Annotated in this window: 31 protein-coding genes; 9 read left to right on the plus strand and 22 right to left on the minus strand. The window is 72.1% G+C overall.

Going from position 1 to position 24,564, the window contains the following annotated elements:
- Positions 1–36: 36 nt before the first annotated feature.
- On the plus strand, positions 37–873 hold the full coding sequence (locus ACQP03_RS18870; RefSeq protein ID WP_357169575.1) for a copper resistance CopC family protein: 837 nt from the start codon (positions 37–39) through the stop codon (positions 871–873).
- A 51-nt stretch (positions 874–924) separates the two neighbouring features.
- Here ACQP03_RS18870 and ACQP03_RS18875 read toward each other — a convergent pair whose 3' ends face one another.
- Together ACQP03_RS18875 and ACQP03_RS18880 are read right to left on the minus strand one after the other, a co-directional pair.
- Complete coding sequence (locus tag ACQP03_RS18875) at positions 925–1,887, minus strand: hypothetical protein (RefSeq protein ID WP_357119380.1); 963 nt, start codon at positions 1,885–1,887, stop codon at positions 925–927.
- A gap of 161 nt (positions 1,888–2,048) precedes the next feature.
- A complete protein-coding gene (locus ACQP03_RS18880) occupies positions 2,049–2,435 on the minus strand; it encodes a DUF2267 domain-containing protein (RefSeq protein ID WP_357117743.1) in 387 nt (128 codons plus the stop codon).
- 185 nt (positions 2,436–2,620) lie between these two features.
- Here ACQP03_RS18880 and ACQP03_RS18885 point away from each other — a divergent pair, with 185 nt between their 5' ends.
- From ACQP03_RS18885 to ACQP03_RS18895, 3 genes are all read left to right on the plus strand, one after another.
- Entirely contained in the window at positions 2,621–2,953 is a 333-nt protein-coding gene (locus ACQP03_RS18885) for a nuclear transport factor 2 family protein (RefSeq protein ID WP_357117740.1), read from the plus strand.
- A 186-nt stretch (positions 2,954–3,139) separates the two neighbouring features.
- A complete protein-coding gene (locus tag ACQP03_RS18890) occupies positions 3,140–3,472 on the plus strand; it encodes an STAS domain-containing protein (protein ID WP_357117736.1) in 333 nt (110 codons plus the stop codon).
- A complete protein-coding gene (locus ACQP03_RS18895) occupies positions 3,472–3,897 on the plus strand; it encodes an ATP-binding protein (RefSeq protein WP_357117733.1) in 426 nt (141 codons plus the stop codon). Before ACQP03_RS18890 ends, ACQP03_RS18895 begins: the two co-directional genes overlap by 1 nt.
- Before the next feature lie 12 nt (positions 3,898–3,909).
- Here the strand turns inward: ACQP03_RS18895 and ACQP03_RS18900 are convergent, their stop codons facing one another.
- Both ACQP03_RS18900 and ACQP03_RS18905 read right to left on the minus strand, forming a co-directional pair.
- A complete protein-coding gene (locus tag ACQP03_RS18900) occupies positions 3,910–5,454 on the minus strand; it encodes a PP2C family protein-serine/threonine phosphatase (protein WP_433457722.1) in 1,545 nt (514 codons plus the stop codon).
- A gap of 32 nt (positions 5,455–5,486) precedes the next feature.
- Positions 5,487–6,233 carry an alpha/beta hydrolase gene (locus ACQP03_RS18905; protein ID WP_357117727.1) on the minus strand — a complete coding sequence of 249 codons (747 nt, stop codon included), beginning with the start codon at positions 6,231–6,233 and terminating at the stop codon, positions 5,487–5,489.
- A gap of 181 nt (positions 6,234–6,414) precedes the next feature.
- On the opposite strand from ACQP03_RS18905, the gene ACQP03_RS18910 reads away from it, so the two are divergent.
- Positions 6,415–6,792 carry a nuclear transport factor 2 family protein gene (locus ACQP03_RS18910; RefSeq protein ID WP_357117724.1) on the plus strand — a complete coding sequence of 126 codons (378 nt, stop codon included), beginning with the start codon at positions 6,415–6,417 and terminating at the stop codon, positions 6,790–6,792.
- A 7-nt stretch (positions 6,793–6,799) separates the two neighbouring features.
- On the opposite strand, the gene ACQP03_RS18915 is transcribed toward ACQP03_RS18910, so the two are convergent.
- From ACQP03_RS18915 to ACQP03_RS18945, 7 genes are all read right to left on the minus strand, one after another.
- Complete coding sequence (locus ACQP03_RS18915) at positions 6,800–7,270, minus strand: molybdenum cofactor biosysynthesis protein (RefSeq protein WP_357117721.1); 471 nt, start codon at positions 7,268–7,270, stop codon at positions 6,800–6,802.
- A 57-nt stretch (positions 7,271–7,327) separates the two neighbouring features.
- Positions 7,328–8,023, minus strand: a complete 696-nt coding sequence (gene urtE, locus ACQP03_RS18920) for an urea ABC transporter ATP-binding subunit UrtE (RefSeq protein ID WP_433457726.1) — start codon at positions 8,021–8,023, stop codon at positions 7,328–7,330.
- A complete protein-coding gene (gene urtD, locus ACQP03_RS18925; RefSeq protein ID WP_357117715.1) occupies positions 8,020–8,796 on the minus strand; it encodes an urea ABC transporter ATP-binding protein UrtD in 777 nt (258 codons plus the stop codon). The genes urtE and urtD overlap by 4 nt, the downstream gene beginning before the upstream one ends.
- Complete coding sequence (gene urtC, locus ACQP03_RS18930) at positions 8,793–9,980, minus strand: urea ABC transporter permease subunit UrtC (protein ID WP_357117712.1); 1,188 nt, start codon at positions 9,978–9,980, stop codon at positions 8,793–8,795. Before urtC ends, urtD begins: the two co-directional genes overlap by 4 nt.
- Entirely contained in the window at positions 9,977–10,864 is an 888-nt protein-coding gene (gene urtB / locus ACQP03_RS18935; protein ID WP_357117709.1) for an urea ABC transporter permease subunit UrtB, read from the minus strand. The genes urtC and urtB overlap by 4 nt, the downstream gene beginning before the upstream one ends.
- Positions 10,865–10,940: 76 nt before the next feature.
- Positions 10,941–12,185, minus strand: a complete 1,245-nt coding sequence (gene urtA, locus ACQP03_RS18940; RefSeq protein WP_357117706.1) for an urea ABC transporter substrate-binding protein — start codon at positions 12,183–12,185, stop codon at positions 10,941–10,943.
- Positions 12,186–12,591: 406 nt separating this feature from the next.
- Positions 12,592–13,674, minus strand: a complete 1,083-nt coding sequence (locus ACQP03_RS18945) for a substrate-binding domain-containing protein (protein ID WP_355049787.1) — start codon at positions 13,672–13,674, stop codon at positions 12,592–12,594.
- Positions 13,675–13,771: 97 nt separating this feature from the next.
- On the opposite strand from ACQP03_RS18945, the gene ACQP03_RS18950 reads away from it, so the two are divergent.
- Positions 13,772–14,236 (plus strand): MarR family winged helix-turn-helix transcriptional regulator, encoded by a 465-nt coding sequence (locus tag ACQP03_RS18950; protein ID WP_357117702.1) that lies wholly within the window; start codon positions 13,772–13,774, stop codon positions 14,234–14,236.
- A gap of 8 nt (positions 14,237–14,244) precedes the next feature.
- Here ACQP03_RS18950 and ACQP03_RS18955 read toward each other — a convergent pair whose 3' ends face one another.
- From ACQP03_RS18955 to ACQP03_RS18995, 9 genes are all read right to left on the minus strand, one after another.
- Entirely contained in the window at positions 14,245–14,619 is a 375-nt protein-coding gene (locus ACQP03_RS18955) for a cupin domain-containing protein (RefSeq protein WP_357117699.1), read from the minus strand.
- Positions 14,620–14,799: 180 nt separating this feature from the next.
- Positions 14,800–15,540, minus strand: coding sequence for an urease accessory protein UreD (locus ACQP03_RS18960; protein WP_433457731.1), 741 nt, complete (start codon positions 15,538–15,540; stop codon positions 14,800–14,802).
- Positions 15,540–16,298 carry an urease accessory protein UreG gene (ureG, locus tag ACQP03_RS18965; protein ID WP_357117692.1) on the minus strand — a complete coding sequence of 253 codons (759 nt, stop codon included), beginning with the start codon at positions 16,296–16,298 and terminating at the stop codon, positions 15,540–15,542. Before ureG ends, ACQP03_RS18960 begins: the two co-directional genes overlap by 1 nt.
- Positions 16,288–16,665, minus strand: a complete 378-nt coding sequence (locus tag ACQP03_RS18970) for an urease accessory UreF family protein (protein ID WP_433461190.1) — start codon at positions 16,663–16,665, stop codon at positions 16,288–16,290. Before ACQP03_RS18970 ends, ureG begins: the two co-directional genes overlap by 11 nt.
- Positions 16,548–17,108: a hypothetical protein gene (locus ACQP03_RS18975; protein WP_433457733.1), complete on the minus strand. Its 561-nt coding sequence runs from the start codon at positions 17,106–17,108 to the stop codon at positions 16,548–16,550. The genes ACQP03_RS18970 and ACQP03_RS18975 overlap by 118 nt, the downstream gene beginning before the upstream one ends.
- A complete protein-coding gene (locus ACQP03_RS18980; RefSeq protein WP_357117686.1) occupies positions 17,108–18,811 on the minus strand; it encodes an urease subunit alpha in 1,704 nt (567 codons plus the stop codon). The genes ACQP03_RS18975 and ACQP03_RS18980 overlap by 1 nt, the downstream gene beginning before the upstream one ends.
- Entirely contained in the window at positions 18,808–19,173 is a 366-nt protein-coding gene (locus ACQP03_RS18985; protein WP_433457736.1) for an urease subunit beta, read from the minus strand. Before ACQP03_RS18985 ends, ACQP03_RS18980 begins: the two co-directional genes overlap by 4 nt.
- Positions 19,170–19,472, minus strand: a complete 303-nt coding sequence (locus ACQP03_RS18990; protein WP_222957358.1) for an urease subunit gamma — start codon at positions 19,470–19,472, stop codon at positions 19,170–19,172. Before ACQP03_RS18990 ends, ACQP03_RS18985 begins: the two co-directional genes overlap by 4 nt.
- A gap of 92 nt (positions 19,473–19,564) precedes the next feature.
- Positions 19,565–19,702, minus strand: coding sequence for a hypothetical protein (locus tag ACQP03_RS18995; RefSeq protein ID WP_357117672.1), 138 nt, complete (start codon positions 19,700–19,702; stop codon positions 19,565–19,567).
- 162 nt (positions 19,703–19,864) lie between these two features.
- Here ACQP03_RS18995 and ACQP03_RS19000 point away from each other — a divergent pair, with 162 nt between their 5' ends.
- The 3 genes from ACQP03_RS19000 to ACQP03_RS19010 all read left to right on the plus strand — a co-directional run bounded on the left by ACQP03_RS19000 (position 19,865) and on the right by ACQP03_RS19010 (position 22,589).
- Entirely contained in the window at positions 19,865–20,683 is an 819-nt protein-coding gene (locus ACQP03_RS19000) for a hypothetical protein (protein WP_357394707.1), read from the plus strand.
- A 129-nt stretch (positions 20,684–20,812) separates the two neighbouring features.
- The gene (locus tag ACQP03_RS19005) at positions 20,813–22,090 is read left to right on the plus strand and encodes a barstar family protein (protein ID WP_433457739.1); all 1,278 of its coding nucleotides are present in this window, start codon (positions 20,813–20,815) and stop codon (positions 22,088–22,090) included.
- A gap of 121 nt (positions 22,091–22,211) precedes the next feature.
- Positions 22,212–22,589 (plus strand): Imm32 family immunity protein, encoded by a 378-nt coding sequence (locus ACQP03_RS19010; protein WP_357117664.1) that lies wholly within the window; start codon positions 22,212–22,214, stop codon positions 22,587–22,589.
- A gap of 17 nt (positions 22,590–22,606) precedes the next feature.
- Here ACQP03_RS19010 and ACQP03_RS19015 read toward each other — a convergent pair whose 3' ends face one another.
- Positions 22,607–23,254: a hypothetical protein gene (locus tag ACQP03_RS19015; protein ID WP_357117661.1), complete on the minus strand. Its 648-nt coding sequence runs from the start codon at positions 23,252–23,254 to the stop codon at positions 22,607–22,609.
- 74 nt (positions 23,255–23,328) lie between these two features.
- Complete coding sequence (locus tag ACQP03_RS19020) at positions 23,329–24,519, minus strand: LLM class flavin-dependent oxidoreductase (protein ID WP_357117658.1); 1,191 nt, start codon at positions 24,517–24,519, stop codon at positions 23,329–23,331.
- Between the last annotated feature and the right edge of the window lie 45 nt (positions 24,520–24,564).

A 24,564-nucleotide genomic window follows, 5' to 3' on the forward strand; every position in this document is an offset into this window, starting at 1 on the left:
CTTGTTCGGCGGCGGGGAAATGACCATGATGAACGAATGCGATCGAGGCTGGTCACTGTCGGTAATGTCGTACGTCGCGCCGTGGCGGTGCTGGCCGTGCTCGTGGTCGCGTCGCTGGCGCTGCCCGCCGCCCCGGCGTCCGCGCACGGCCAGTTGGCGACCTCCACTCCGCTGACCGGCACCGTGGTGCGCCAGCCCCTCGAGAGGGTGGAGCTGTACTTCACGGAGAAGCCGGCCGCCAACGCGCACTTCACCCTCACCGGCCCGAACGGGTCACGGGTGGACAGCGGCTGGTCGTACGGCGAGCCGAAGCGGTTGGACAAGCCGGTCCAGGAGTACTTCATGGTCAACGGCACCTTCGAGCCCCGGCTGTACCACACCGGCTTTCCCGCGATGGTGACCGTCGCGCACTGGCCGGCGAAGGGCCGCTACACCGCCAGTTACCTCACGGTCGCGTCCGACGGTGAGGCCGTGAAGGGCACCGTCACCTTCGACTACCAGGGGCCGAGCACGGCGGCCCCGGCCGGTTGGGCGGCGCCGACGAACGGCCCCGATCCCGCCCTGTTGGCCCAGGCCGAGGGCACCGCGTCGGCGTCCGCCGTGCCGGCCGCGACCCTCGACCCGGCCGTGACGCCCGCCGCCGCGCCGCCGTCGTCCTCGAAGGAGCGCGGGCTCCCGTCCTGGGTGATCCCCGTCGTCATCGTCGCCGTGGTGGGCACGCTCATCGTCGTGGCGGCCCGCCGTCGCCCGGCGGCACGGCCGACCGGCGGAGCGGCCCGCCCGCGCGGCGGCGCCGCACGTCCACACGGCGGCGGCGCCCCGCGGCAACGCGGCGGAGCCAACCGCCGGCCGGCTCGTCGCGGCCGCCGCTGACGCCCGGGTAGTCAGGCCACGCCCACACGTCCACAGCGCGAAGATCTCCGCTCAGCGGAACAGCACCGGCCGGTTCCCCCGGGCGCCGACGAGCTGGCCCCGGATGTTGATGTCCTCGATCCAGTCGGTCTCCCCCACGCCCCGGGTGGTCAGGTCGGTCATCAACCCGTTGCGCCAGAGGAACGGGTGCCACGCGGCGGTGGTGGTGGCGCTCTGGCCCACCACCTCACCGCGGTCGTTTATCGCGGTGGCGCGGCTCCAGTCGCCGCCGAGCGTGCCGAGGTCGGTGAGTGTCCCGTTCTGCCAGCGGAACGCCCGCCCGTTCGCCGCCCCCACCACCTGACCCCGGTTGTTGACCCCGAGCGCCTCGCTGCCGATCTGGGTGAAGACGCCGTCGCGCAGCCGGCCACCGACGCAGGTGCACGGGTAGTCCTGCGGCGGCACGTTGAACCCGCCCACCACGTCGCCCGCGTTGTTGAAGTCGGCGGTGAACTCGTAGAAGTACTCCCGACCCAGGTCGGTGAAGACGCCGTCGCGCCACAGGAAACGGTGCGGCATGTCGCCGGCCGGTTCGCTGGTGCCGAGCACCTGCCGCCGGTCGTTGACGCCGATCGCCACGCTGTTCTCCCCGCCCAGGGTGCCCAGGTCACGGAGGTGGCCGTCGCGCCAGAGCACCGCGCGGGTCAGGTAGTCCGAGCCGAACGAGGTGATCGCCACGTCACCGAACTCGTTGACGTCCACGGCGCTGGAATCGGTGTCACCGGGCAGCACGCCCAGGTCGGTGATGACGCCGTGTCGCCACAGCACGGCGTGCCGGGCGCCGCCGGCGACGGTGCTCCAGCCGACGATGTCGCCGCGATCGTTCATCGCCGTCGCAGCGCCGTCACCCCCGCTCAGGGTGCCGAGGTCGACGACCCGATAGCTGTGCGGGGACGCCACGGCGGGAGCGGGAGCGAGGGTGATCAGCGCGACGACTGTCGTCACTGCGGTCAGCAGGGGACGCGGGGACACCATGGACGCCAAGGGGACGCTCCTCGGATCGGAGCGGCGACGACCCGGCGGACGGGCGCGGGGACAACCGCCACTGCGCGTTCGATCGGTTACGCACAGTAGATCCGGTGTCGTGGCGACACGCCAGGGACCGAACGGTCACCGACGCATCAGGCGCGCGTCGGTCAGGGGCCGTGCGGCAGCGGCTGCGCCAGTGCCCGCAGTTCCGCCGGGAGCTGGGACAGGGCATCGGAGAACTCCCGGTGCCCGACCACCCGGTGCATCGTCTCGAAGACCGCCCGTACGCCCCGCTCGGCCCCGGCCCGGTCCGTGCCGGCGCGATCGGCGACGCGGCGCAGGAACTCGTCGTACCCGAATGTCTCGGGCGGTTCGGCGGCCTTGACCAGCAGCGGACTCAGCTCGTCGGCCACGTGCGGGGCGAGCGCGGTGGCCTCGCCCCCGCTGAGACGCTCGGTGAGCGTGCGCAGCACGGCCTCGGTCAGCGGGCGTGCCTCGGCCGGCGGAATACCCGCCCGTGCCGCCACCTTGTCGACGAACGCCAGTTCGGCCATGGACCCGCCCCTTCCGTCGCCGGAACGCGTGGCTACCCGGGCCGGACGGCGACAAACCCCGGGAGGCGCTGGCCCGGCGGTTCTGCCGGTTGCGCCGCGCCCCACCCGCCGTGTCTCGTACCGTGAGGTCGGACCGGGACCACGGCGGCCGCCCCGACGGGCGGCCCGGGCCGCAGGAGGAGCAGATGGCGGTCGACCTGCCCGACGTGATCGACAGGTACTTCCGGGCCGTCGGCGACGGGGACGTGGACGCCTTCGTCGCCTGCTTCGCGGACACGGCGAGCGTGGCCGACGAGGACCGGCTGTACGACGGCCGTCCGTCCATCCGCTCCTGGCGGGAGCGCTCGATGGCGCAGTACTCGTACACCGCCGAACCGGTGCGGGTCACGCCCCAGGCGGGCGACTCCTACCTGGTTCTCACACGGCTGTCGGGCGACTTCCCGGGCAGCCCGGTCGAGCTGCGGTACCGGTTCACCCTGCGCGACGACCTGATCGGCGCACTGGACATCCGCCCGTAGCGGGACGCGCGGTGACGCGAGCTGAGCGGGTCCGTCGCGGACGACTCGGGGTCCTGACCCGTCCGCCGTCGCACAGTGGCCGCACCTTCTTGATCAACCGCCGAACGGAGGACACGGCCGACCGGCCATCGGATGACATGATGTCCCGACAACGGCCGACGCGACGAGAAAGGGTGCTGCTGTCCGATGGCGCACTTCGAGGCCCGCACGTCCACGGCAGCCGGGCGAATCGTGGTCACGCTGACCGGTGAGTGCGACCTGGCGGCCCAGCCCGAGCTGACGACCGTGCTGTCCGCGGCGGTACGCGCCGCCGCGGTGGTGGTGGTCGACGTCGGCGGGCTGCGGTTCCTCGACTCCACCGGCCTGCACGGCCTGGTGACCGCCCACCAGGCGGCGCGCGCCGACGGCCGGCACCTGTACGCGGTCAACGCCTCCGGTCCGGTCGCGGCGGTCCTCGACATCACCGGCGTGGGCAACCTGCTGCGTCCGCCCGCCGACGACCCGCGGCTGGCGGGCTGATGGCGGCCGACCGACCCAACGCGCACGCGGTGGCCGAGGAGCCGCCGTCGGCCCCGCGCACCGACACGATGGCGTACGAGGTGGCGGCCGACCTGCGGGCGCTGCGCACGTTCGTCTGCCAGGGCGCCACGGCGCGGGGCCTGTCGGCCGAGCGGGTGGAGTTGCTGGCGCTCGCGGTCAGCGAGCTGGCGACCAACACGTTGCAGCACACCACCGGTGGCGGCCGGGTCCGGCTCTGGGCCGAGGGCGACCAGGTGTTCTGCGACGTCGTCGACCAGGGCCCGGCGCGGACGCTCGGCCGGGAGATGCCCGCCGCCAACGCGGTACGCGGTCGCGGGCTGGCCATCGTCGAGCGGATCTGCGACGAGGTACGGGTGTTCACCGCCGGTGCGGGCACCGTGGTCCGGATCCGGCTGTCGCGGTGAGCCGGGCGCGGATCAGGGCAGCACGCGGACGGCCAGGGTGCACGTGTCGTCGTCCGGGCTGGGGTGGTGCAGCAGATTCCGCAGCCGGGCGAGGGTCTGCTCCCCCGGCGTCGCGCTGAGCGCGGACAGGGTGGCGCTCACCTGCCGCAACCGGTCCTGCCCGGGCTCCCGGCGCTCGACCAGGCCGTCGGTGTAGAACAGCACGAGGTCGTCGGGGCGCAGTCGCGCGGTGAGCACCGGGTACGTCGAGTCGACCATGGCGCCCAGCAGCAGACCCGGCGGGCTTTCGAGCGGGTCGGTCCGACCGGCTCGGGACAGCAGCGGCGCCAGGTGCCCGGCCCGGCCCCAGCAGAGCGCCCGGGTGGCCGGGTCGTACACGGCGACCACCGCGGTGGCGGTGATCGAGAGCTGACCGCAGAGCCGGTTGAGGTGCCCGAGCAGCACCGACGGGTCCCCGATGCCGATCGACAGCCAGGAAACCAGGGCGAAGCGCAGGTGCGCCATTCCGCTCGCCGCGTCCAGGCCGTGACCGGCGACGTCGCCGACGGCGAGCACGACCGTGCCGTCCGGCTGGGCCTGCGCGTGGTACCAGTCACCGCCGACCTGCGCGGTGCTCTCGGCCGGCAGGTAGTTGACCACCGCCTCGATGCCGGGCAGGGCGAACGTCTCGCGGGGCACCGGCTGGATGAGGTTCTGCAACTGCCCGGCGAGCCGGTGCTCGGCCAGCGCGGTCAGCTCCCGCGTCCGCAACTGGTCGTTGAGCCGTTCGATGGCGGTACGCGAGTTCACCCGGGCGGTCACGTCCTGCACCACGGCGTGGATCTTCAGCGGTACGCCGTCCGCGTCCCGGGACACGTCGGAGAGGATCCGCAGGTGCCGCACCCCGCCGGTCGTCTGGAACCGGACCGTCACGTCGGAGGACTCCCCGCCGTCCAACGTCTGCCACGCCGCCTCGCGCAGCAGGTAGTCGTCGGGTAACAGGGCGGCTGCCTGCTCGGCGCGCGACAGCGGCCCGAGCGCGGGATCCCGGTCGAAGACGCGGTACATGCCGGGTGACCATTGACTGATCCCGCTGGCCAGGTCGTACTCGGCCCAGCCGAGGCTGCCCAGCAGCTCGGTGCGGTCCAGGCGACGACGGTCCTCGTCGAGCCGCTGCCAGGACACCAGCAGGCCGCCGAGGACCCGGTGCACCTCGACGTCGAACAGCGAGTCGGCGACGACCCCGGTACGACTCTGGACGTACCGGAAGTCGGCCAGGCGGCCCGACGGCCCGGTGCTGAACACCCGTTCGTAGAGCTGCCAGAGCGGCCCGCCGACCATGGTGGGGTACAACTCGCTGAGGCAGGCGCCGACGCGGTCGACGCCCCGACCGTAGATATCCTGGCTCTGCCCACTGGTGGCCGCGATCCGCCAGTCGGCGACGGCTCGGTGGGCGTCGGGCACCGGCACCAGCCAGGTGCACCCGGCCGGGACCACCGCGAGGATCTCCCGGACGACCATCTCGACCGGTCGCGTCGCTCCGGTGGCGTGCGCGCCCGGACGGTCCTGGTCCGCCATGGCACGAAGCCTAGTACGCACCGCCGTCCGAGCTAGCCCATGGTGGCGCGGGCGGCGGTGTCGATGAAGTCGGCGACCGGGCCTGGTTGCGAGACCGCCACGGCGTGCGACCCGTCGACCTCGACCACGGTGGACCCGGCCCGCTGGGCCAGGAAGCGTTGCAGGTCCGGCGGGATGCCCTGGTCCTGCGTGCTGATCAGGGTCCACGACGGGATGGTCTTCCAGGCCGCCTTTTTCACGGACCCGGTCTGGGCCATCGCGGAGGCCGGCCGCTGGGTGACCGCCATCAGCTCGGCGAGCTCGGGGTCGACGTCGGCGGCGAACACCTCCGGGAACACGTCCTGCTTGATGTACTGGTCCATGGCCGTCCCACCGTCGGGCAGGGGGTAGGGCACCATCTCGATGGACGTGACGAGCTGACTGCCGGGGTACTTCATGACCAGGTCGACCACGCTCTCGCCGACGTCCGGGCTGATGCTGGCGACGTACACCAGGGCTTTCACGTTGGCCGCGCCGTCGGCGGCCTCGGTGATCACCAGTCCGCCGTACGAGTGCGCGACCATCACGACCGGACCGTCGACGTTGTCCACGACGGAGCGGGCGTACGCCGCGTCCCCCTGCACATCGCGCAGCGGGTTGGCGACGGCGATGGCCGGATAGCCCCGGCGCTTGAGGTTGGCGATCACCCCGTTCCAGCTCGACGAGTCGGCGAAGGCCCCGTGCACGAGCACGATGGTGGGCAGCCCCGCCTGCTGGCCGGACGTGTCAGAGGCACTCATGCGGCATCACCTTCCGTGGCATAAAGCCAGTATTCGGGATGAATCAGGCTGCTGTCGGCGATTCCCCGACACGGGCGGGCGCGCCGCCGCGCCGATGCCCCACGTCCCGACGGGTCGGCCTGCCACAATGCGGTCAGTCCGGACGGTGACGCCGGGAGTGGGAGACCGGGAGGACGGCGCCATGCCGGACAGCGCACGCGAGGCGGAGCTACTCGACGCTGAACGCACCCTGCAGGCCGCGCAGCGGGCCGGTGACGCCGCCGCCCTCGACCAGTTGCTGGTCGACCAACTGATCGCGATCGGCCCCGACGGCCGAAAGCACACCAAGGCGGAAGATCTCGCCGCGTACCGGGACCGGACCTCGGTCGTCGAGGAGCTGACCGAGGAGGAGTTGGACCTGCTCGTCGTCGGGTCGACCGGGGTGACGTTCTGCCTGGCCCGGGTCGCCGGGATGTTCGACGGCGCGCCGTTCAGCGCGCGCCTGCGCTACACCCGCACCTGGGTGCACGACGACCCGCACGGGTGGCGGGTGCTCGCCGCGCACATCAGCCAGGTCTGAGCGCCGGTCAGCTCACGGTGGCGGTGACCGGGCCGATCCGCAGCACGCCGTCGTGCAGGGGGGTGCAGCGGACGCCGCCCGTGGTGCGCAGCGCCTTCCAGGCCCCCGGGCCGACCGTGACGTCCATCCAGGCGCAGGGGCGCGCGGCCCGGTTCACCCGCAGGCCGACCGGGCCGTCGCCGGAGTCGAGCACCAGCACCCGGCCGATCAGCTCGTCCACGGCGAGGCCGGCGGTGAGGATGTTGCGGCGGACCTGCGCCAGCCCGATGCCGGCCGGCAGCGACTCCTGGGCGATCACCGTGACGCTGGCGTCGCGGTGTGCCGCTTTGCCGAAGTAGCGGTCGCCGACGATGCCGAGGCCGGCCCGGATCTGGACGGCGTCGACCAGCTCGCCGGGGGGCGCGGGTGCCGGACCGTCGCTGGGCCGGCCCAGGAAGCGGTGCACGGGCGAGGCCAGTAACTCGACGATCTGCGCCATGGCAGGGATTCTACGAACCGGAGGGTGCCGCCGGGGCACGCTCCGGCCCGAGCCGGCTCAGACCGCCAGGGCCGCGCGTACCTCCCGCTCCGCCGTGACTCCCCCATCGCCGTGCGAGGTGACCCGGCCGGATTCGAGGACGTGGTAGCGGTTCGCCACCCGCAGCGCGAAGCCGAGGTGCTGCTCGACGAGCAGCACACTGAAGCCGGTCTGCCGGGTCAGCTCGACGATCCGCTCCTGGATCTCGGCGACCACCGACGGCTGGATGCCCTCGGTCGGCTCGTCGAGCATGAGCAGCCGCGGCCGGGTGATCAACGCGCGGGCGATGGCGAGCTGCTGACGCTGTCCGCCGGAGAGCAGCCCCGCCCGCCGCCGCAGCAACGGGCGCAGCGCCGGGAAGAGGTCCAGCACCTCCGCCGTGGCCACCGCGCCGTCGCGCCGGCCGTCGGCGACCAGGCGCAGGTTCTCCGCCGCCGTGAGGTGCGGGAAGCACTGCTGGCCCTGCGGCACGTACGCCATCCCGCGCGCCACCCGCTCGTGCGGCGCGAGCCGGGTGACGTCCTCGCCGTCCAGCTCGACCACCCCGGCGGTCGGGCGCAGCAGGCCCGCCGCGACCCGCAGCAGGGTGCTCTTGCCGGCGCCGTTGTGCCCGAGCACCGCGGCCACCCCGTCCGGCGGGACGGCGAGGTCCACCCCGTGCAGCACCCGGGAACGTCCGTAACCGGCGTGCACCCCACGCAGGGTCAGCATCATGCCTCCGAAGGACTGGGGACCGACCCGGCGTCGACCGAGTGGCCAAGGTAGACCTCCTGCACGCGCGGGTCCGCCTGGACCTGCGCCACCGTGCCCTCACTGAGCACCTTGCCCGCGTGCAGCACGGTCACGCTACGCGCGAAGCGCCGCAGGAAGTCCATGTCGTGCTCGATCACCACGACCGTGCGGTCGCGGCTCACCGTCTCCAACAGGGCGCCGGTGGCGTCGCGCTCCTCGTGGCTCATCCCGGCGACCGGCTCGTCGAGCAGCAGCAGCCGGGCGTCCTGCACCAGCAGCATGCCGATCTCCAACCACTGCTTCTGGCCGTGCGCGAGCGTGCCGGCGAGCTGGTCGGCCCGGCCGGTCAGCCCGATGGTGTCCAGCGCGGCGGCCACCTCGTCGGGGATGCCCCGCCGTCGCCGGGCCAGGGTGGCCCAGCTCCGGCGCGCGCCGGCCGCGATGTCGAGGTTCTGCACGACCGACAGCTCCTCGAAGATCGTCGACGTCTGGAACGTCCGTCCGACACCGAGGCGGCTGATCCGGTGCACGGGCCGACCCAGCAGCTCCTGATCCCCGAAGCACACCGATCCGGTGGCCCGCACCAGGCCGGTGATCGCGTCCACGAGGGTGGTCTTGCCCGCGCCGTTCGGCCCGATCAGGAACCGGATGTCCCCGGCGGGCACCTCCAGCGAGACGCCGTCGACCGCGGTGAAACCGTCGAAGCTGACCCGCACGTCACGGACGGACAACCCGTCCAGTCGGTCGTCGCTCATGCCACTTCCACCTCCGCCCGGTCGGCGCGTCGCCGGGCCAGCGGGAACCACCCGCGCCGGCTCGACGCGGGGTCCGCGTCGCGGCGACGGGCCAGCGCCCACAGCGACGCCAGGCCGCCGGGAAGGAACGCCACCACCACCACGAAGAGCAGACCCTGGAGGTACGTCCAGGTGCCCGGGAACCGTTCGGAGAGGGCGGTACGCGCCCAGGCCACCGCGACCGCGCCGAGCACCGGCCCGAGCAGCGTGGCGCGACCGCCCACCGCGACCCCGATGACGAACTCGATCGACGGGACGATGCCGATCAGGGCGGGCGAGATGATGCCCACCGCCGGCACGAACAGCGCGCCGGCGAGGCCTGCCATGCCGGCCGCCACCACGTAGGCGACGAGTTTGACCGACGCCGGGTCGTAGCCGAGGAAGCGGACCCGCTCCTCGCCGTCGCGCACCGCCACCAGCAGTTCGCCGTAGCGGCTGTGCATGAGCTGGCGGGCCAGGGCGAGCAGCGCCAACAGAATGCCGGCGATGATGAAGTAGACCATCCGCTGGTTGACCGGGTCGTCGAGGTCGTAACCGAAGAAGCCCTGGATGTCGGTGAGCCCGTTGGTGCCGCCCGTGGTCCCCTGCTGACCGATCAGCAGGATCACCATGGCGGCGGCGAGGGCCTGGCTGAGGATGGCGAAGTACGCGCCCCGCACGCGGCGACGGAACACCAGCGAGCCGAGCCCGAAGGCGACGGCCATCGGCAGCAGCACCGTGGCGGGCAACGCGAACCACGGGCTGGCGAACGGCCGCCACCACACGGGCAGTTCGTCGAGCTGCCCGTACAGCTGCATGAAGTCGGGCATCCCACCGGGACCCGCGTCGGCGAGCTTGAGGTGCATGGCCATCGCGTAGCCGCCGAGGCCGAAGAAGACGCCCTGGCCGAGGGTGAGCATGCCGCCCCGACCCCAGGCGATGCCGATGCCGACGGCCACCATGGCGACGCAGAGGTACTTGGCGAGCAGGGCCAGCCGGAAGTCCGACAGCGCCAGCGGCGCGACGGCGAACAGCAGCGCCGCGCCGAACGCGAACCCGGCCAGCGTGCGCAGCCGCGAGCGGCCACCGGGCCGTCTCGGTGGCACGGCGTCGGCCGGGGCCGGTGTGCCGACGGTGCTCGGCGGCGCGGGTGTCACGGCGGTCATGCGAGGCTCCTGGTCCGCAGGGTGAACAGGCCCTGTGGCCGCCACTGGAGGAACGCGACGATCGCCACGAAGACGATCACCTTGGCGACGCTGAGGGTGGTGAGGTACTCCCCGGTGGCCTGGAGCACGCCGAGGGCGAAGGCGACGATCACGCTGCCCTTGAGCTGGCCGATCCCGCCGACCACGACGACCAGGAAGGCGTCGATGATCAGGTTGGTGCCCATGGTCGGGCCGATCGGGCCGAGGAGGGTGAGCGCCACCCCGGCGAGCCCGGCCAGGCCGGAGCCGACGAAGAACGTCGTCCGGTCGACCCGGGCGGTGGGGATACCGGACACCGCGGCGAGGTCGCGGTTCTGCACCACCGCGCGGATCCGACGCCCCAACGGGGTGAGCCGCAGCGCCAGGGTGAGCGCGGCGACGGCGGCCAGCGCCAGGGCCAGGATGAACAGCCGGTTGTTGGCGACGGTCAGCCCGCCGGGCAACGCCACGTTGCCGGTGAGCAGGTCCGGCGCGCGGGTCTGCACGTTCGGGCTGCCGAAGACGTCCCGCGCGAGTTGCTGCAGCATCAGGGACACGCCCCAGGTGACCAGCAGGGTGTCCAGCGGGCGGGCGTAGAGCCGACGGATCAGCAGGATCTCCAGCAGCACACCCATCGTGCCGGCGACCACGAACGCCACCGGCAACGCCACCAGCAGGGAGACACCGGCCCCGCTGATGCTCTGTTGCAACACGTACGTGGTGTAGGCGCCGGCCATGATGAACTCGCCGTGGGCCATGTTGATCACGTTCATCTGGCCGAAGGTCAGCGCCAGCCCGAGCGCGATGAGCAGCAGCACCGCGCCGATGCTGATGCCGGTGAAGAGTTGACCGAAGAGGACTGTCACGGTGGGTACTCCGTACTGCTGGTCGGGGGGCCCGGGCGGGGGCGCGTCGTCGCGCCACCCGCCCGGGCCGGCGTCGTCAGCTCAGGCCGCTCGCCCACGGGTAGGTCTTGAGGTACGGGTCCGGCGCGACCGGCTTGCCGGAGTTCCACACCTCGGTGATCAGGCCGTCCGCGCCGATCTTGCCGATGCGGGCGGTCTTGGCGATGTGCTGGGTCTTGCCGTCGACGGTGACCAGGCCCTCCGGCGCGTCGAAGGTGATCCCGTCGGACGCGCCGCGGACCTTCTCGACGTCGAACGCGCCGGCCTTCTCGACCATCGCCTTCCACAGGTAGACGCTGACGTAGGCGGCTTCCATCGGGTCGCTCGTCGGCTTGTCCGCGCCGTACTTCGCCTTGTACGCGGCCACGAACTTGCTGTTCGCCGCGCCGGGCGTGGTCTGGTAGTAGTTCCAGGCGGTCAGCTGACCCTCCAGGTACTGGGTGCCGATGCCCTTGACCTCCTCCTCGGCGATGGACACCGACACCACCGGCATGGCGGCGGCGGTCAGCCCGGCCGACTTGTACTCCTTGAAGAAGGCCACGTTGCTGTCACCGTTGAGGGTGTTGAAGACCGCCTTCGCGCCGGACGACTTGACCTTGTTGACGATCGTGCCGAATTCGGTGGACCCGAGCGGCGCGTAATCCTCGCCGACCACGGTCATCCCGTTCGCCGCCGCGTACGCCTTGATGATTTTGTTGGCCGTTCGCGGGAACACGTAGTCGCTGCCGACCAGGTAGACCGACTTCGTTCCCTGGGACTTGAGGTAGTCGAGCCCGGGGACGATCTGCTGGTTGGTCGTCGCGCCCGTGTAGAAGATGTAGGGCGACTGTTCCAGGCCCTCGTACTGCACCGGATAGAACAGCAGCGCCTTGTTCTTCTCGAACACCGGCTTGACCGCCTTGCGGCTGGCCGACGTCCAGCAGCCGAAGACGGCAGCGACCCGGTCCTCGGAGATGAGCTTCTCGGCCTTCTCGGCGAAGGTGGGCCAGTCCGACGCGCCGTCCTCGCCGACCGGCTGGATCTTCTTGCCGAGGACCCCACCGGCCGCGTTGATCTCCTCGACGGCGAGCATGATCGAGTCGCGGACGGTGACCTCGCTGATCGCCATGGTGCCGGAGAGCGAGTTGAGCAGGCCCACCTTGACGGTGTCGCCGGAGACGTCGGCGGTGACGCCGGCCGTGCCGCCCTCGTCATTGGTCTTGCTGCCGCACGCGGTCATGGCGGCCGCGGCGACGAGGGTCATGGCACCCGCCAGGATGCGGCGGCCCCAAAGAAGTGACATCTAATCTCCCTGCGGTGCACTCAAGTAGCGAAAGGACGGTCGGTGCGGTCCGGTGGAGCTGAACTTGGCGATGCCGAGGTCGACGGGTGGACGTCGCCGGTGGTCATCGCATCGGGTACGGGCACGCAAAGCGTCGACCGGCATGATTGCGTGAGTGTTTCCCAGTCCTTAATTGACTGTTTCCCCGGCACCTGGAGAGGGCGCACGCCACAATGGCCGACATCGCCTTCACAGACGATGCCGGCACTGATTAATTCGGCTGAGGAAAGGGCCACCACAATGGTCGGCGGACAGATTTCCGCCGACGGTGGACACAATCGCGGTATCCGGCCCCGAGCCAGATCCTTCACGCAGGAAGTATCTTAGGGTCGGGCCGGGTGGACCTGTCAAGGGTCCGGACGGTCGGTCAGAGCTGGGCGAGCACGGTGAAGTCGAGACCGTCGGCCTCGGCGAGGTAGATCCGCTGGCGCACGTGCCGCCGACGCAGCCGCAGCCGACCGCGCGGCCCGTGGTACGCCACCGAGTCGGCAGCCGTCTCGATCGCCCGTACGTCGAGGGTGCGGGCCTGCGCGATCAGGGCGGCGAGCAGCATCACACCCTCGTAGCAGGACTCCCCCAGACTGCCCAGCGGCGGTGCCTCCACCCCGAACCGGCGGGCGAACTCGCCATGGAAGTCCAGGTTCTCCTGCGTCACCAGACCGGCGAAGAAGCCCGCCGTGCTGTAGAGCCGCCGCGTCGCGCCCACGCCACTGGCCAGCAGCATGTTCTCGTCCATCAACGTGCTCAGGCGCAGGCAACGCTGGTCCATCCCGGCCCGCCCGAACGCCCGGTTGAACCGCACCGCGTCCGCGCCGACGAGCAGCATCACCACCGCGTCGGCCTCGCTGCGCTCGATCTGGCGCAGCACCTCGTCGAAGTCGTGCGTCTCCAACGGCAGGAACGCCTGCCCCACCACCCGACCGCCGCCGCGCAACGCGTACCGCTGGGCCGCCCGCGCGGTACGCCGCGGCCACACGTAGTCGTTGCCGACCACGAACCAACGGCGCACGCCCTGCTCGCCCGCGAGCAGCCGCATGGCGGGCCACAACTGGGCGTCCGGCGTCTCGCTGGTCAGATAGACCCCCTCGGTACGCTCACCGCCCTCGTACAGCGCGGTGTAGACGTACGGCACGCGGTGGGCGACCCGGGGCGCGAGCGCCTGCCGTACCGAGGAGATGTGCCAACCGGTCACGCCCTGCACGGCCCCCACCGACACCAGCGCCTCGACCTCGGCGGCCACCTCGGCGGGCGGGGCGCCACCGTCGACCGGCACCAGCCGTACCTCCCGGCCCAGCACCCCGCCGCAGGCGTTGATCTCCTCGACCGCGAGCTGGGCGCAGAGTTCGCAGGTCGGGCCGAACATTCCCGCCGGCCCGCGCATCGGGTACACCAGCGCGATGCTGACCACGGCCCGATCGACGGTGAGCCACGGCGGTGCCGGCGCGGACATGAGCACATGATTGCCCGGCCCAGGTCGGAAGACCAGAGTTCACCACGGACCGGGACGACTCGCTACCATGACAGGGCCCACCGGCCCAGGGAGTTCCATGTCAGACGTGCCCGGGGCGCCAGCCGACCTGCTGCGCTCGCTCACCCGCGCCGAACGGCTGCTCTCCCGCCGGTTGGCCGCCGTCCTGGCCGACGACGAGCTGACCACCGAGGCGTGGCGGGTGCTCTGCCTGCTCGCCGACGGTCAGGGCCACCCGATGAGCGAGGTGTCCGCCGAAGCCTCGCTGCCGCCGGGCACGCTCACCAAGCTGGTCGACCAACTCGTCGACCGTAACCTCGTGTTCCGGCGGATCGACGTGCTGGACCGCCGACGGATCCGGGCCTACCTGACTGCCCGCGGCCGCCGCGAGCACGCCCGCCTCGACGAGCGGGTCCGGGCCAGCCTCGCCGAGGTGGGCGTACCGGCCGACAGCGCCCTGCTCGACGACCTCGCCGAGCTGATCGCCCGCCTCGACCCGGCCGGTCGCCGCGACCACGCCGAGGCGGCCGGGCCGCGCCGCTGACGTCGGGCTCACTCCACCTTGGTGAGCAGCGGCTTGCCCTTCTCGACGACGTACGTGGCCAACTCGACGGCCACCCCGTCGCCGACGTTGCGGGCCTGGTGGTGGACCCCGTACGGCACGGTCAGGGCGTCACCGACGTTGCACACCACCGGCGGCTGACCGTCGAGGGTGTACTCCAGCGACCCCTGGAGCACACAGATGATCTCCTCGCCGGGGTGGAAGTGCTTGAACGGCGGCGAGTCCGGCGTGAACTCCACCCGGCTCTGCACGACCTCCCGGCCCTCGATGCTGAGATCGTGCCGCTGAAGGTCGACGCGCCACAGCCCGGGAGCGCCCTCCACGGCTGTCGGACTGATGCCCTCGGGTCGAGCATTTCCACTCATCACGGCCTCCTGTGAGCCCTCCGGCGACCGACGATCGCACCTTCGGAGACTAGGAGCATTCCGATCCGGCGGGGCCGAGATGCCGCATAACGGCGTCGGGGTTCAGGCCATGACCAGAGGGTTCAAGGAAGGGCCCCCTCCTAACGCCTGGTGTATAAGAAGGGGCCCTTCCTAACGGGATCAGCCCTGGACGCTCGCGCCCACCCCCGCGTCGAGGTGGGCGCGCAGGGTGTGTGCGTCGGGCGCGGTGGCGCTCCACAGCGTCGCCGGACCACCGGCCAGGGGCAGCCGCGCGAGCGTGCCCTCGACCATCGCGGGCTCGGCGGGGCGCGACGGGTCCACCACCAGCAGCGACCCGGTGGCCGACGCGCCGCCGAGCACCGCCGGGCCGGCCCAGCCGGGCGCACCCGGCCCCACCGCCAGGGACTGGCGCAGCAGCGGCCGGCCGTCGTAGTCGACCCGGGTGTGCACGACGGCGGCGCCCGGCGTTTCGCCGTACCGGCCGCAGATCACCTCGTCCCGCCAGGTCAGCCGCGCGTCTGCGGCCAGCTCGATGCGGGACTCGGCGAGGTGCGCGCAGCCGGCCGCCGCGACCAGTTGCTCGGGCAGCCAGTGCAGTGCGCCGTCGTCGTGCACCACGGCGCGTACCGCCATCCGCGACACGGCGCCGGGCCGGCCGGGCAGGGCCACCGAGGCGGCGACGCTGTGCACCCGCACCGCCGCGCCCGGCCCCACGTCGATCTCCAGCCGCAGGTCGTCGCCGGCGAGCGGGCCGGCCGCCCCGCCCACCACGTACACGGTCACGACGCGACCGTCCCCGGGTGTCTGCCGCAGCAGCAGCGGCGTCTCGCCGCGCAGCTCCGTCAGGGTCGTGCCGCCCCGGCCGTCGGCGCGGGCCACCACCCGGGCGAACGCGCGCATCAGACCGGGCCGGCCTGCGCGGCGATCGGGTGCAGGGCCGCGTGGTGGGCCAGCTCGTGGCGGATCCAGTCGGCGACCCGACCGGCCGTCGGGTCCCCCACGATTGACAGGAACACGGTCGGCAGGTCGCCGCGCCGGGCCCGCGCGTCCCGGTCCATGACGGCCAGGTCCGCGCCGACCATGGGCGCCAGGTCGGTCTTGTTGATCACGAGCAGGTCGGCGGAGGTGACCCCGGGGCCGCCCTTGCGGGGCACCTTGTCCCCGCCGGCCACGTCGACCACGAAGATCTGCCGGTCCACCAGGCCCCGGCTGAACGTGGCGGTCAGGTTGTCCCCGCCGCTCTCGACCAGCACCAGGTCCAACGGGCCAACCGCCTCGGCCAGCTCGTCCACGGCGTCGAGGTTGGCCCCGATGTCGTCGCGGATGGCGGTGTGCGGGCAGCACCCGGTCTCCACCGCGCGGATCCTGCTCGGGTCCAGCACGCCGGCCCGCTTGAGGAAGTCCGCGTCCTCGGTCGTGTAGATGTCGTTGGTGACCACACCGAGGCGCAGCTCGTCGGCGAACGCCCGGCACAGCGCCGCCACCAGGGCGGTCTTGCCGGACCCGACCGGCCCGCCGATGCCGACGCGCAGCGCCCGGCCGGCCCGCGCGAGCGGCGGATGCGGGTCCACCCCCGGCTCGGGGTGGGTGTGCGGAACAGTCTCGTCGTGCGGGTCGGCAGTGGGCGCAGCGATCGGCGAAACGGTGTCAGGACGCAAAGAGACGCACCTCCCAGGTGGCATGAGCTTCGGCGTAGATGTCGGCAAGGGGCGCGGCGGCCGCGGGCAGCCGTTCGGGTGGATCGTCGGCGGCCCGCGCCGCGTCGGCGGCGGTGCCGTCGCAGAGGTCGGTGAGACCGACCAGCAGGGCCTGCACCTGGTACGGGTCGAGACCGAGCAGGCGTACGCCGGCACTGGCCGCGCCGGTCACCGTCCCGTAGGCGGCGACCGTCGCGGTCTCGGCGCGGTTCAGGCCGGCGGCGGCGCAGAGCAGCCCGAGCACCAACGGCTGGTGCGCTCCCTGCGGTGTCGCGGGCAGATCGTCGAACGGGCCAGCCGACCAGATGGCCCGTCCGGCACGCAGCAGGGCCCGGCCCTGGCGGCGGGACACCCCCGCAGCGCCGGTGACGCGGTACGGGCGTCCAACTCCGCGTCGAGCCGCGCCAGCGCGTTCCGGCACGGGCTGGCGTCGGCCGGCGCCTCCCCGCGTACGGCCGAATCAGCCGCCACCGCCGGGCGTACGCCGGGATCGGTCGGCGTGGTCGCCCGCCGCGCGGGATGGCCGAGGCCGACCGGGCGCGCGCCGGGGCCGACGCTGGCCGGCGTGACCGCCGCCCGGTGCGCCGCCGCCGCGAACGCCGCGCCGACCAGACCGGCGGTGGCCAGCCGGCCGACGAGGAACGCCTCCAACGAGGCCAGGTCGGTGACCCGGCCGGCGGCGACGGCGGCCTCCAGACCACCGGAGTGCGCGTGCGCGCCGGCCGGGAAGCGACCGTCGGCGAGCAACAGGAGCAGGCTCGACGTCGGCATCAGAACAGGAAGTACCGCTGGGTCATCGGCAGGCGGGGCACCGGGTCCGGTTCCACCACCTCCCCGTCGATCCGCACGGTGAAGGTGTCCGGGTCCACCTCGATCCGGGGCATCGCGTTGTTCTCCGGCAGGTCGGCCTTGCCCCGCGAGCGCACATCGGCGACCGGCACCACCCGTCGCCGCACGTCCAGGCGCAGCCCGGCGTCGAGGGCGGCCGGCGCGACGAACGCCAGGCTGGTGGCCGCCGCCGCGACGCCGTACGCCCCGAACATCGGTCGCGGCAGCATCGGCTGCGGCGTCGGGATGGACGCGTTGGCGTCACCCATCTGGGCGTACGCGATCATGCCGCCCTTGATCACCAGGTGTGGTCGTACGCCGAAGAACGCCGGGTCCCACAGCACCAGGTCGGCGAGCTTGCCCGGCTCGACCGAGCCGACCTCGCCGTCCAGCCCGTTCGCCATCGCCGCGCAGATGGTGTACTTCGCCACGTACCGCCGGGCACGGTGGTTGTCGGCGGCCCCGTCGCCGGGCAGCGCGCCCACCCGCTCCTTCATGACGTGCGCGCTCTGCCAGGTCCGCAGGATCACCTCGCCCACCCGGCCCATCGCCTGCGCGTCGGAGCCGATGATGGAGATCGCGCCGAGGTCGTGCAGCAGGTCCTCGGCGGCCATCGTGGACGGTCGGATGCGGCTTTCGGCGAAGGCCAGGTCCTCGGGCACGGACGGGTTGAGATGGTGGCAGACCATCAGCATGTCCAGGTGCTCGGCGAGGGTGTTGGCGGTGTACGGCCGGGTCGGGTTGGTCGAGGACGGCAGCACGTTGGGCTCGCTGGCCACCGTGATGATGTCCGGCGCGTGCCCGCCGCCCGCGCCCTCGGTGTGGTACGAGTGGATGGCCCGGCCGCCGATCGCCCGCAGCGTGTCGGCCACGAACCCGGCCTCGTTGAGGGTGTCGGTGTGGATCGACACCTGCACGCCGGAGGCGTCCGCCACCCGCAGACAGGCGTCGATCGCCGCCGGGGTGGTGCCCCAGTCCTCGTGCAGCTTGAAACCGCCCGCGCCGGCGCGCAACTGCTCCCACAGCGCCTCTGGCGAGACGGTGTTGCCCTTGCCGAGCAGCAGGACGTTGACCGGCAGCGTGTCCAGCGCCTCGTGCATGCGCGCCAGGTGCCAGGCGTTCGGGGTGACGGTGGTGGCCCGGGTGCCCTCGGCGGGGCCGGTGCCGCCGCCGACGAGCGTGGTGACGCCGCTGGCGAGCGCCTCGGTGACGATCTCCGGGCAGATGAAGTGCACGTGGGTGTCGACGGCGCCGGCGGTGAGGATCCGGCCGTTGCCGGCGATCACCTCGGTGGCCGGGCCGATGACCAGGTCGGGGTGGACGCCGGGCATGGTGTCCGGGTTGCCGGCCCGGCCGAGGGCGACGATCCGCCCGTCCCGCAGGCCCACATCGGCCTTGACGATCCCCCAGTGGTCGAGCACCACCGCGCCGGTGATGACGGTGTCGAGGGCGCCCTCGGCACGGGTCGCCCGTGACTGACCCATCGACTCGCGGATCACCTTGCCGCCGCCGAAGACCGCCTCGTCGCCGCCCACGCAGTGGTCGGTCTCGACCTCGATCAACAGGCTCGTGTCGGCCAGCCGGATGCGGTCGCCGGTGGTGGGCCCGTACAAATCGATGTAGCGGTCCCGCCGCACGGCGCTCACCGCGCCGGCCCGTCGGTCGTCGGCGCGTCGGTCGTCGGTCTGGCTGGTGACGCCGTGTCCAGCGGCCCGGCGCACTCGCCGCGCAGGCCCGGCACGACGCGCGCGCCGCCGAGCGGCACCAGGTCGACGCGGCGGCTCACGCCCGGTTCAAACCGGACCGAGGTACCCGCCGGGACGGCGAGACGCTGCCCCCAGGCGACGTCCCGGTCGAACGCCAGGGCCGGGTTGGCCTCGGCGAAGTGGTAGTGCGAACCGACCTGCACCGGACGGTCGGCGGTATTGACCACGACCAGCGTGGTGACCGGCCGACCCACGTTGATCTCCACCGGGCTGTCCGCCGGCAGGATCTCCCCGGGGATCACGGGATCGGGTGGTGCACCGTCACGAGCTTGGTGCCGTCCGGGAACGTGGCCTCCACCTGCACCTCCCTCAGCAGCTCGGGGATGCCGTCCTGGACGTCGTCGCGGCCGAGCACGGTCCGGCCGGCCGACATGAGGTCGACCACCGAACGCCCGTCCCGGGCCCCTTCGAGCAGGAAGGCGGTGATGATCGCGACGGCTTCGGGATAGTTGAGTCGCAGGCCGCGCTCGCGGCGGCGGCGGGCGACATCGGCCGCGACGTGGACGAGCAGGCGGTCCTGCTCGTGCGGGCTGAGGAACACGGGATTCTCCGGTGGGGTTCGGCGTGGTCGGCTCGCCGTCGGCTCCGCGCTGAGCCACGCCCGGACAGCACCACCCGGGGTACGAGCTGGGATCACACGACCGCCGTGACGACCGTCGACGGGGTGGCCCGGGACTCCACCATCCCGGCCCGCACGACGGGCACCCGGCGGTGTCGGTCGGATGCGGACCGCACCGCCCACCGCTTCAGCAGACCGTAGAGGATCGTCACCGGCGGCGGCAACAGTGTGCCCGGGATGAGAGATCACGCTGGGACGTCGGACAGTTGACTCGATCCGCGCCGCAAGGCGGTCCGCCGACGAGCGCGCTGATGGGATCATGACGGGGGCGGTACAGTCCGCTCCGGCACCGCTATCCACAGTGGAGGTAACCGTTGGGTGAGTCCCCGCCCCCCGCACCGGCCGGCGGCAACAGCGACGACCGCCGGATCAGGACCCTCGCCGTGATCGGCGTGGCGGCGAACGTCCTCGGCGTGGTGACCGCGGTGGAGAGCTGGCTCAAACAGGACGTGCTGTTGTTCGCCCTCACCCTGACGGCGGTCCTGGTGCTCGGGGCGTTCTGGCTCTGGCGGCGGCGGACCCGCGTCGCGATCGCGTTGCTGGCACTCGGTTGCCTGCTGCTCGGCGGTGTCCTGGCGAGCCAGCTCCGCGATTCGTCGACGCCGCCACCCACCGCCGGCTCCTCGTCGACGTCACCGCCCGCCGGAGGGCCGACGGCGACGGCGACGCCGAGCGCCAGCCCGGCCGCGCCGCCCACCGGCCAGACCACCCCGACCCCCGGGGGTACGACGGACCCCGACGCGCCCCGCACCCTCGTCGTCCGGAACTTGGTGCTGCCCCGAGAGGCCGCCGTCGACGTCGACCAACCGGATCAGCCGGTCGTGCCGCACCACTCCGACGGGGCCACGGACGGGCTCGACCTCTACCACGATTGGGGCGATCTGCGTTCGGACAACATCCAGGTCGCCAACGCCCCGAGCGTGTACCAGTACTCCGGCGGCAACCCCGGCCAGGCGTACGCGGGGTGCGTCGCATCCGCCACCGGCTCGGCGCGGGCCTTGTTCACGCCCGGCGCCGACTGGTGCTTCCGCACCTCGGAGGGACGCCTCGGGTTCGCCACCATCACCAACGACAGCCGCGCGGACAAGGCGTTCGTCGTGCGCGTCGTGGTGTGGGACGCAACGGGCGGCTGACGCTGCGCCGCATCGCGTCGCGGAGCCCGCTGCTGCCGAGGAGCGGACGCATTGAGGTTACGGATGCCGTGCTTCGTCGTCCGCGAACGCGCTCTCCGCCGCGGCGTTTCCAGTTGGTAGGGTCGCGGCGTGACGACGAGCGCGGGCCTTGAGGCTGGCGTTCCGCCGGAGCTGCGGCGGTGGAAGTGGGAGCATCCGGTCAGCCCGCGCTGGCTGCTCCTCGGCGACGTCGACTTCGAGTGCTCCTACGAGATCGACATCCCGCTGGCGCTGTGCGCGGAGATCGAAGGAGTGTTCGTCGACCTGCCGCCACGGCCACGGGAGCGGTTCACGCTCGTCGGTTGCGCCCCGGCCGGCGCCCTCGCCGACCTGCTCGACCGGCTGCCCGCCGAGGCACTCGGAACCGAAAGTGCCTGGCTGGGGAACGTCTCCGTAACGGCGCCTCCCCCACTACCAGGCACGCCGCCGTCCTGGTGGGGCGAGGACCTCGCCGACGTCGTCGTCCTCGCGCAACGGCCAAACGCGACGATGCCGGAGACCGTGGACATCGACCTCGACGGGTTCGTCCACGTCTACGACCGCACGGACGCTGTCGAACGTCCTAGCGACGACGTCACCGAATTCGTACTCCTGAGCCCGGACGAGGCACCCTACGGCACCTGTCGGGACGTCATCGGCGTGTTCCGCGAGCAAGCCGAACCGCCGGTGCCGCAGGTCCGGCTGCTCGGCTGCCGACCGGAACCACTGTTGCTGGATGCGCTGGACGCGGTCGGGCAGTCGACCAAGGGCTGCCTGCGCCGCCGCCGGATCCGCGCCGAGGTCTACCTGGTCGCCGCCGACGGTTCGATCAGCCCGGTCATCGCCGCCGTGGTGTCCGGAACCGTCCAGGCCGGCGAGCCATCGCGCCTCGGTCCCGGACTCCTCGACGTGACCGTCGACAGCGACCCGCAGGAACCGATGCCGACCGGCGTCCTGGGCATCCTCAGGCACTGGTGGGCCGGACGGCCCGTCGAGAAGAACCTGTGGGCCGGCTACGACCGGGAGCTGCGCCACCGCTGGGCAGGAGCAGCACTCGCCCACCAATCCGGCGTGCCGGACCGGCCGGCCGGCAGCACGTACGAACTCGACGGCCGGTTCGTCACCGACGTTGAAGGGTTCTACTGCGCGATCGGCGAGGCGATCAACGGGCCGGGCGGATACTTCGGTTGGAATCTCGACGCCCTCGACGACTGCCTCGCCGGAGGGTTCGGCGCGCATACACCATTTCGGCTGGTGTGGCACAACTCTGCCATCGCCCGCGAACACCTCGTCGCCGGCTACGACCGGCGTTTGCTGCGTCCGGCGACGACGTTGGAGTATCTGCTGGGCATGCTCACCGAGCACCAGGTTGAGATCGACTTGCGCTGAGCCGTGAGCCGACGGGATCGCCGATCGCGCCACGGGTTGGCGGTCTGCCGGATGAACGACAAGACCCTCGGCGATCAGAGCTGAAAGTTGCTGGATAGACGCGGGAGCCTAGGGTTGCGGGGTGAACCTTGACTACTACTCAGCGGCCGAAGGTGTCGACATCGCGGGTGCCCGTGCTGAGCTTTGTCACCTCGCTGAACTGGTAGCAAGCGGAGGCGAGTTGAGCCTTGCGCCGTCGGCTCACTCTCGGCACCTACGGGGTGTTCTCATCGAAGCGACACAGGGGCCCGTCGTCATTGGTGTCGACGATCGCCACTATCTCAGCATCCACGGTGGCGCGGAAAGCCGGTCGCTCCTCGCCGACCTGCTACGCCAGGTAGCCAGCATGGACGACGGCGGCCACGTTCACCTCGAGTACTTCGAGGACCACTATTTTCTGGCACCAGACAGCGTGCCGCTCATAGTCAACAGTCCTCATGGCGGGATGCCTCGGCACTAATCAAGCCCCCGCTCGTCTCAGGACGGCCCGGCGGTCCAGGGCGCGTCCGGCCCGGTTCGGTAGGCGCTCTCGCCGGGGCCGAGGTCGAGGACGTCGAGCAGCGTGAGGTCATGTTCCACGGCGTGGTGAAGGTGGCTGAGCTTGCCCGTCGCGGGGTCGGCGTCGCTCGCGCCGATGAGTTGCCAGAGTCCGTCGTCGGCGTCGTGGCTGACGTACAGGATCGGCTCTTTCTGGTCGAAAACCTCGCTGGTCTGGATGCTGTTGGTCCCCAGCAGCCAGTGCTTCATCCACCGCGCGCGTCGGTCACGCTCCATGACGAGGTCCACCACCCACCAGATGAACGGCAGATCCTCGTGTGCGCGGGCCTCGGTCGCGGTGAGGTCCGGGCCGCCCTCGGGGACTCGCTCGAACGGCTCGTCGACGAGCGAGCAGGCGTAGCTGTTCTCGCTGTCGAAGATGATCGCGTGGAAGCTGGCGCCGCCGGGGTTTCCGGCCCCGATCCCTACCGTGAGCCGGGCGACGTGCTGCTCGGAGTTGGTCGTCCAGCCGAACGCGTACGAGGCGAGTTCGCCGTGGGGCCCGACGAACTCACCGAAAGCGCGCCGTTCCACACCCGAGCCGGCCTGCGTCTCGGTCAACCGGCCCTCGATCACCTTCGGATTCACGCGGCGAGACTACCGGCACGGACGGAACGGGAGGTAGGCGGCGGGGCGTCGCTGGGCGCTGGCGCGCCGCCTACTCAACGACCAACGATCGCGGGCTCCGGCGTCGGGCGGGGTGTCGTCGTGCCGGCGAAGGGGATGTCCGGGAGGTCCGCCGCCGAGGGCTGGGCGTCGGGGTGTTGCCACAGGCCGCGCTGGCGCAGGATCGGTAGCACCCCCTCGCCGAACCAGTACGCCTCCTCGAGGTGGGGGTAGCCGGAGAGGATGAACTCGTCGATGCCGAGCGCGTGGTACTCGGCGATCCGGTCGGCGATCTCGCGGTGGCTGCCCACCAGGGCGGTGCCGGCCCCACCGCGTACCAGGCCGACGCCGGCCCACAGGTTGGGTGCGACCTCGAGGCTGTCGCGAGAGCCGCCGTGCAGGTCGAGCATCCGGCGCTGCCCCTCCGACTCGCTGCGACGCAGCCCTTCCTGCACCGCCTTGATGTCGGCCTCGGCGATGCCGTTGAGCAGCCGGCGGGCCTGTGCCCACGCCTCGTCGGCGGTGTCGCGGGCGATGACGTGCAGCCGGATGCCGAAGCGCAGCTCCCGACCGGCCTGGGCGGCCAGGGCCCGTACCCGGTCGATTTTGTCGGCGACCTGGGCCGGCGGCTCGCCCCAGGTGAGGTAGACGTCGCTGTTCCGCACGGCCACGGGCAGGGCGGCGGCGGACGAGCCACCGAAGTAGACCGGCGGCGTGGGGTCGGGCAGCCGGTGCAGTCGCGCCTGCTCGACACGCAGGTGGTCGCCCGCGTGGTCGACGGTCTCCCCCCGCCACAGCGCGCGGACGACGTGCAGGAACTCGTCCGTGCGCGCGTACCGGGCGTCCTTGTCCAGGAAGTCGCCGTACGCCCGCTGCTCGGTCGACTCGCCGCCGGTGACCACGTTGAGCAGCAGTCGGCCCCGGGACAGCCGCTGGAAGGTGGAGGCCATCTGCGCGGCCAGGGTGGGTGAGGTCAGGCCGGGCCGGAACGCCACCAGGAACTTGAGGCGTTCGGTGACCTCGGTGAGCATCGCGGTGCTGAGCCAGGCGTCCTCGCACCACGCGCCGGTCGGGGTGAGCGCGCCGACGAAGCCGAGTTGCTCGGCGGTGCGGGCGATCTGACCCAGGTAGGCCACGCTCGGCGGGCGGGCGCCCCCGGCCGTGCCGGTGGGTACGCCGTGTCCACCGCCGACGACGTCCCGGCTGTCGCCGTTGGTGGGCAGGAACCAGTGGAAGGTGAGGGTCATCGGGACTCTTTCCGTGTGTGCGCGCGGCGCTCCTGAGGGGTGGGA

Source organism: Micromonospora sp. CA-248212, assembly GCF_050948405.1.
Lineage (GTDB): Bacteria > Actinomycetota > Actinomycetes > Mycobacteriales > Micromonosporaceae > Micromonospora.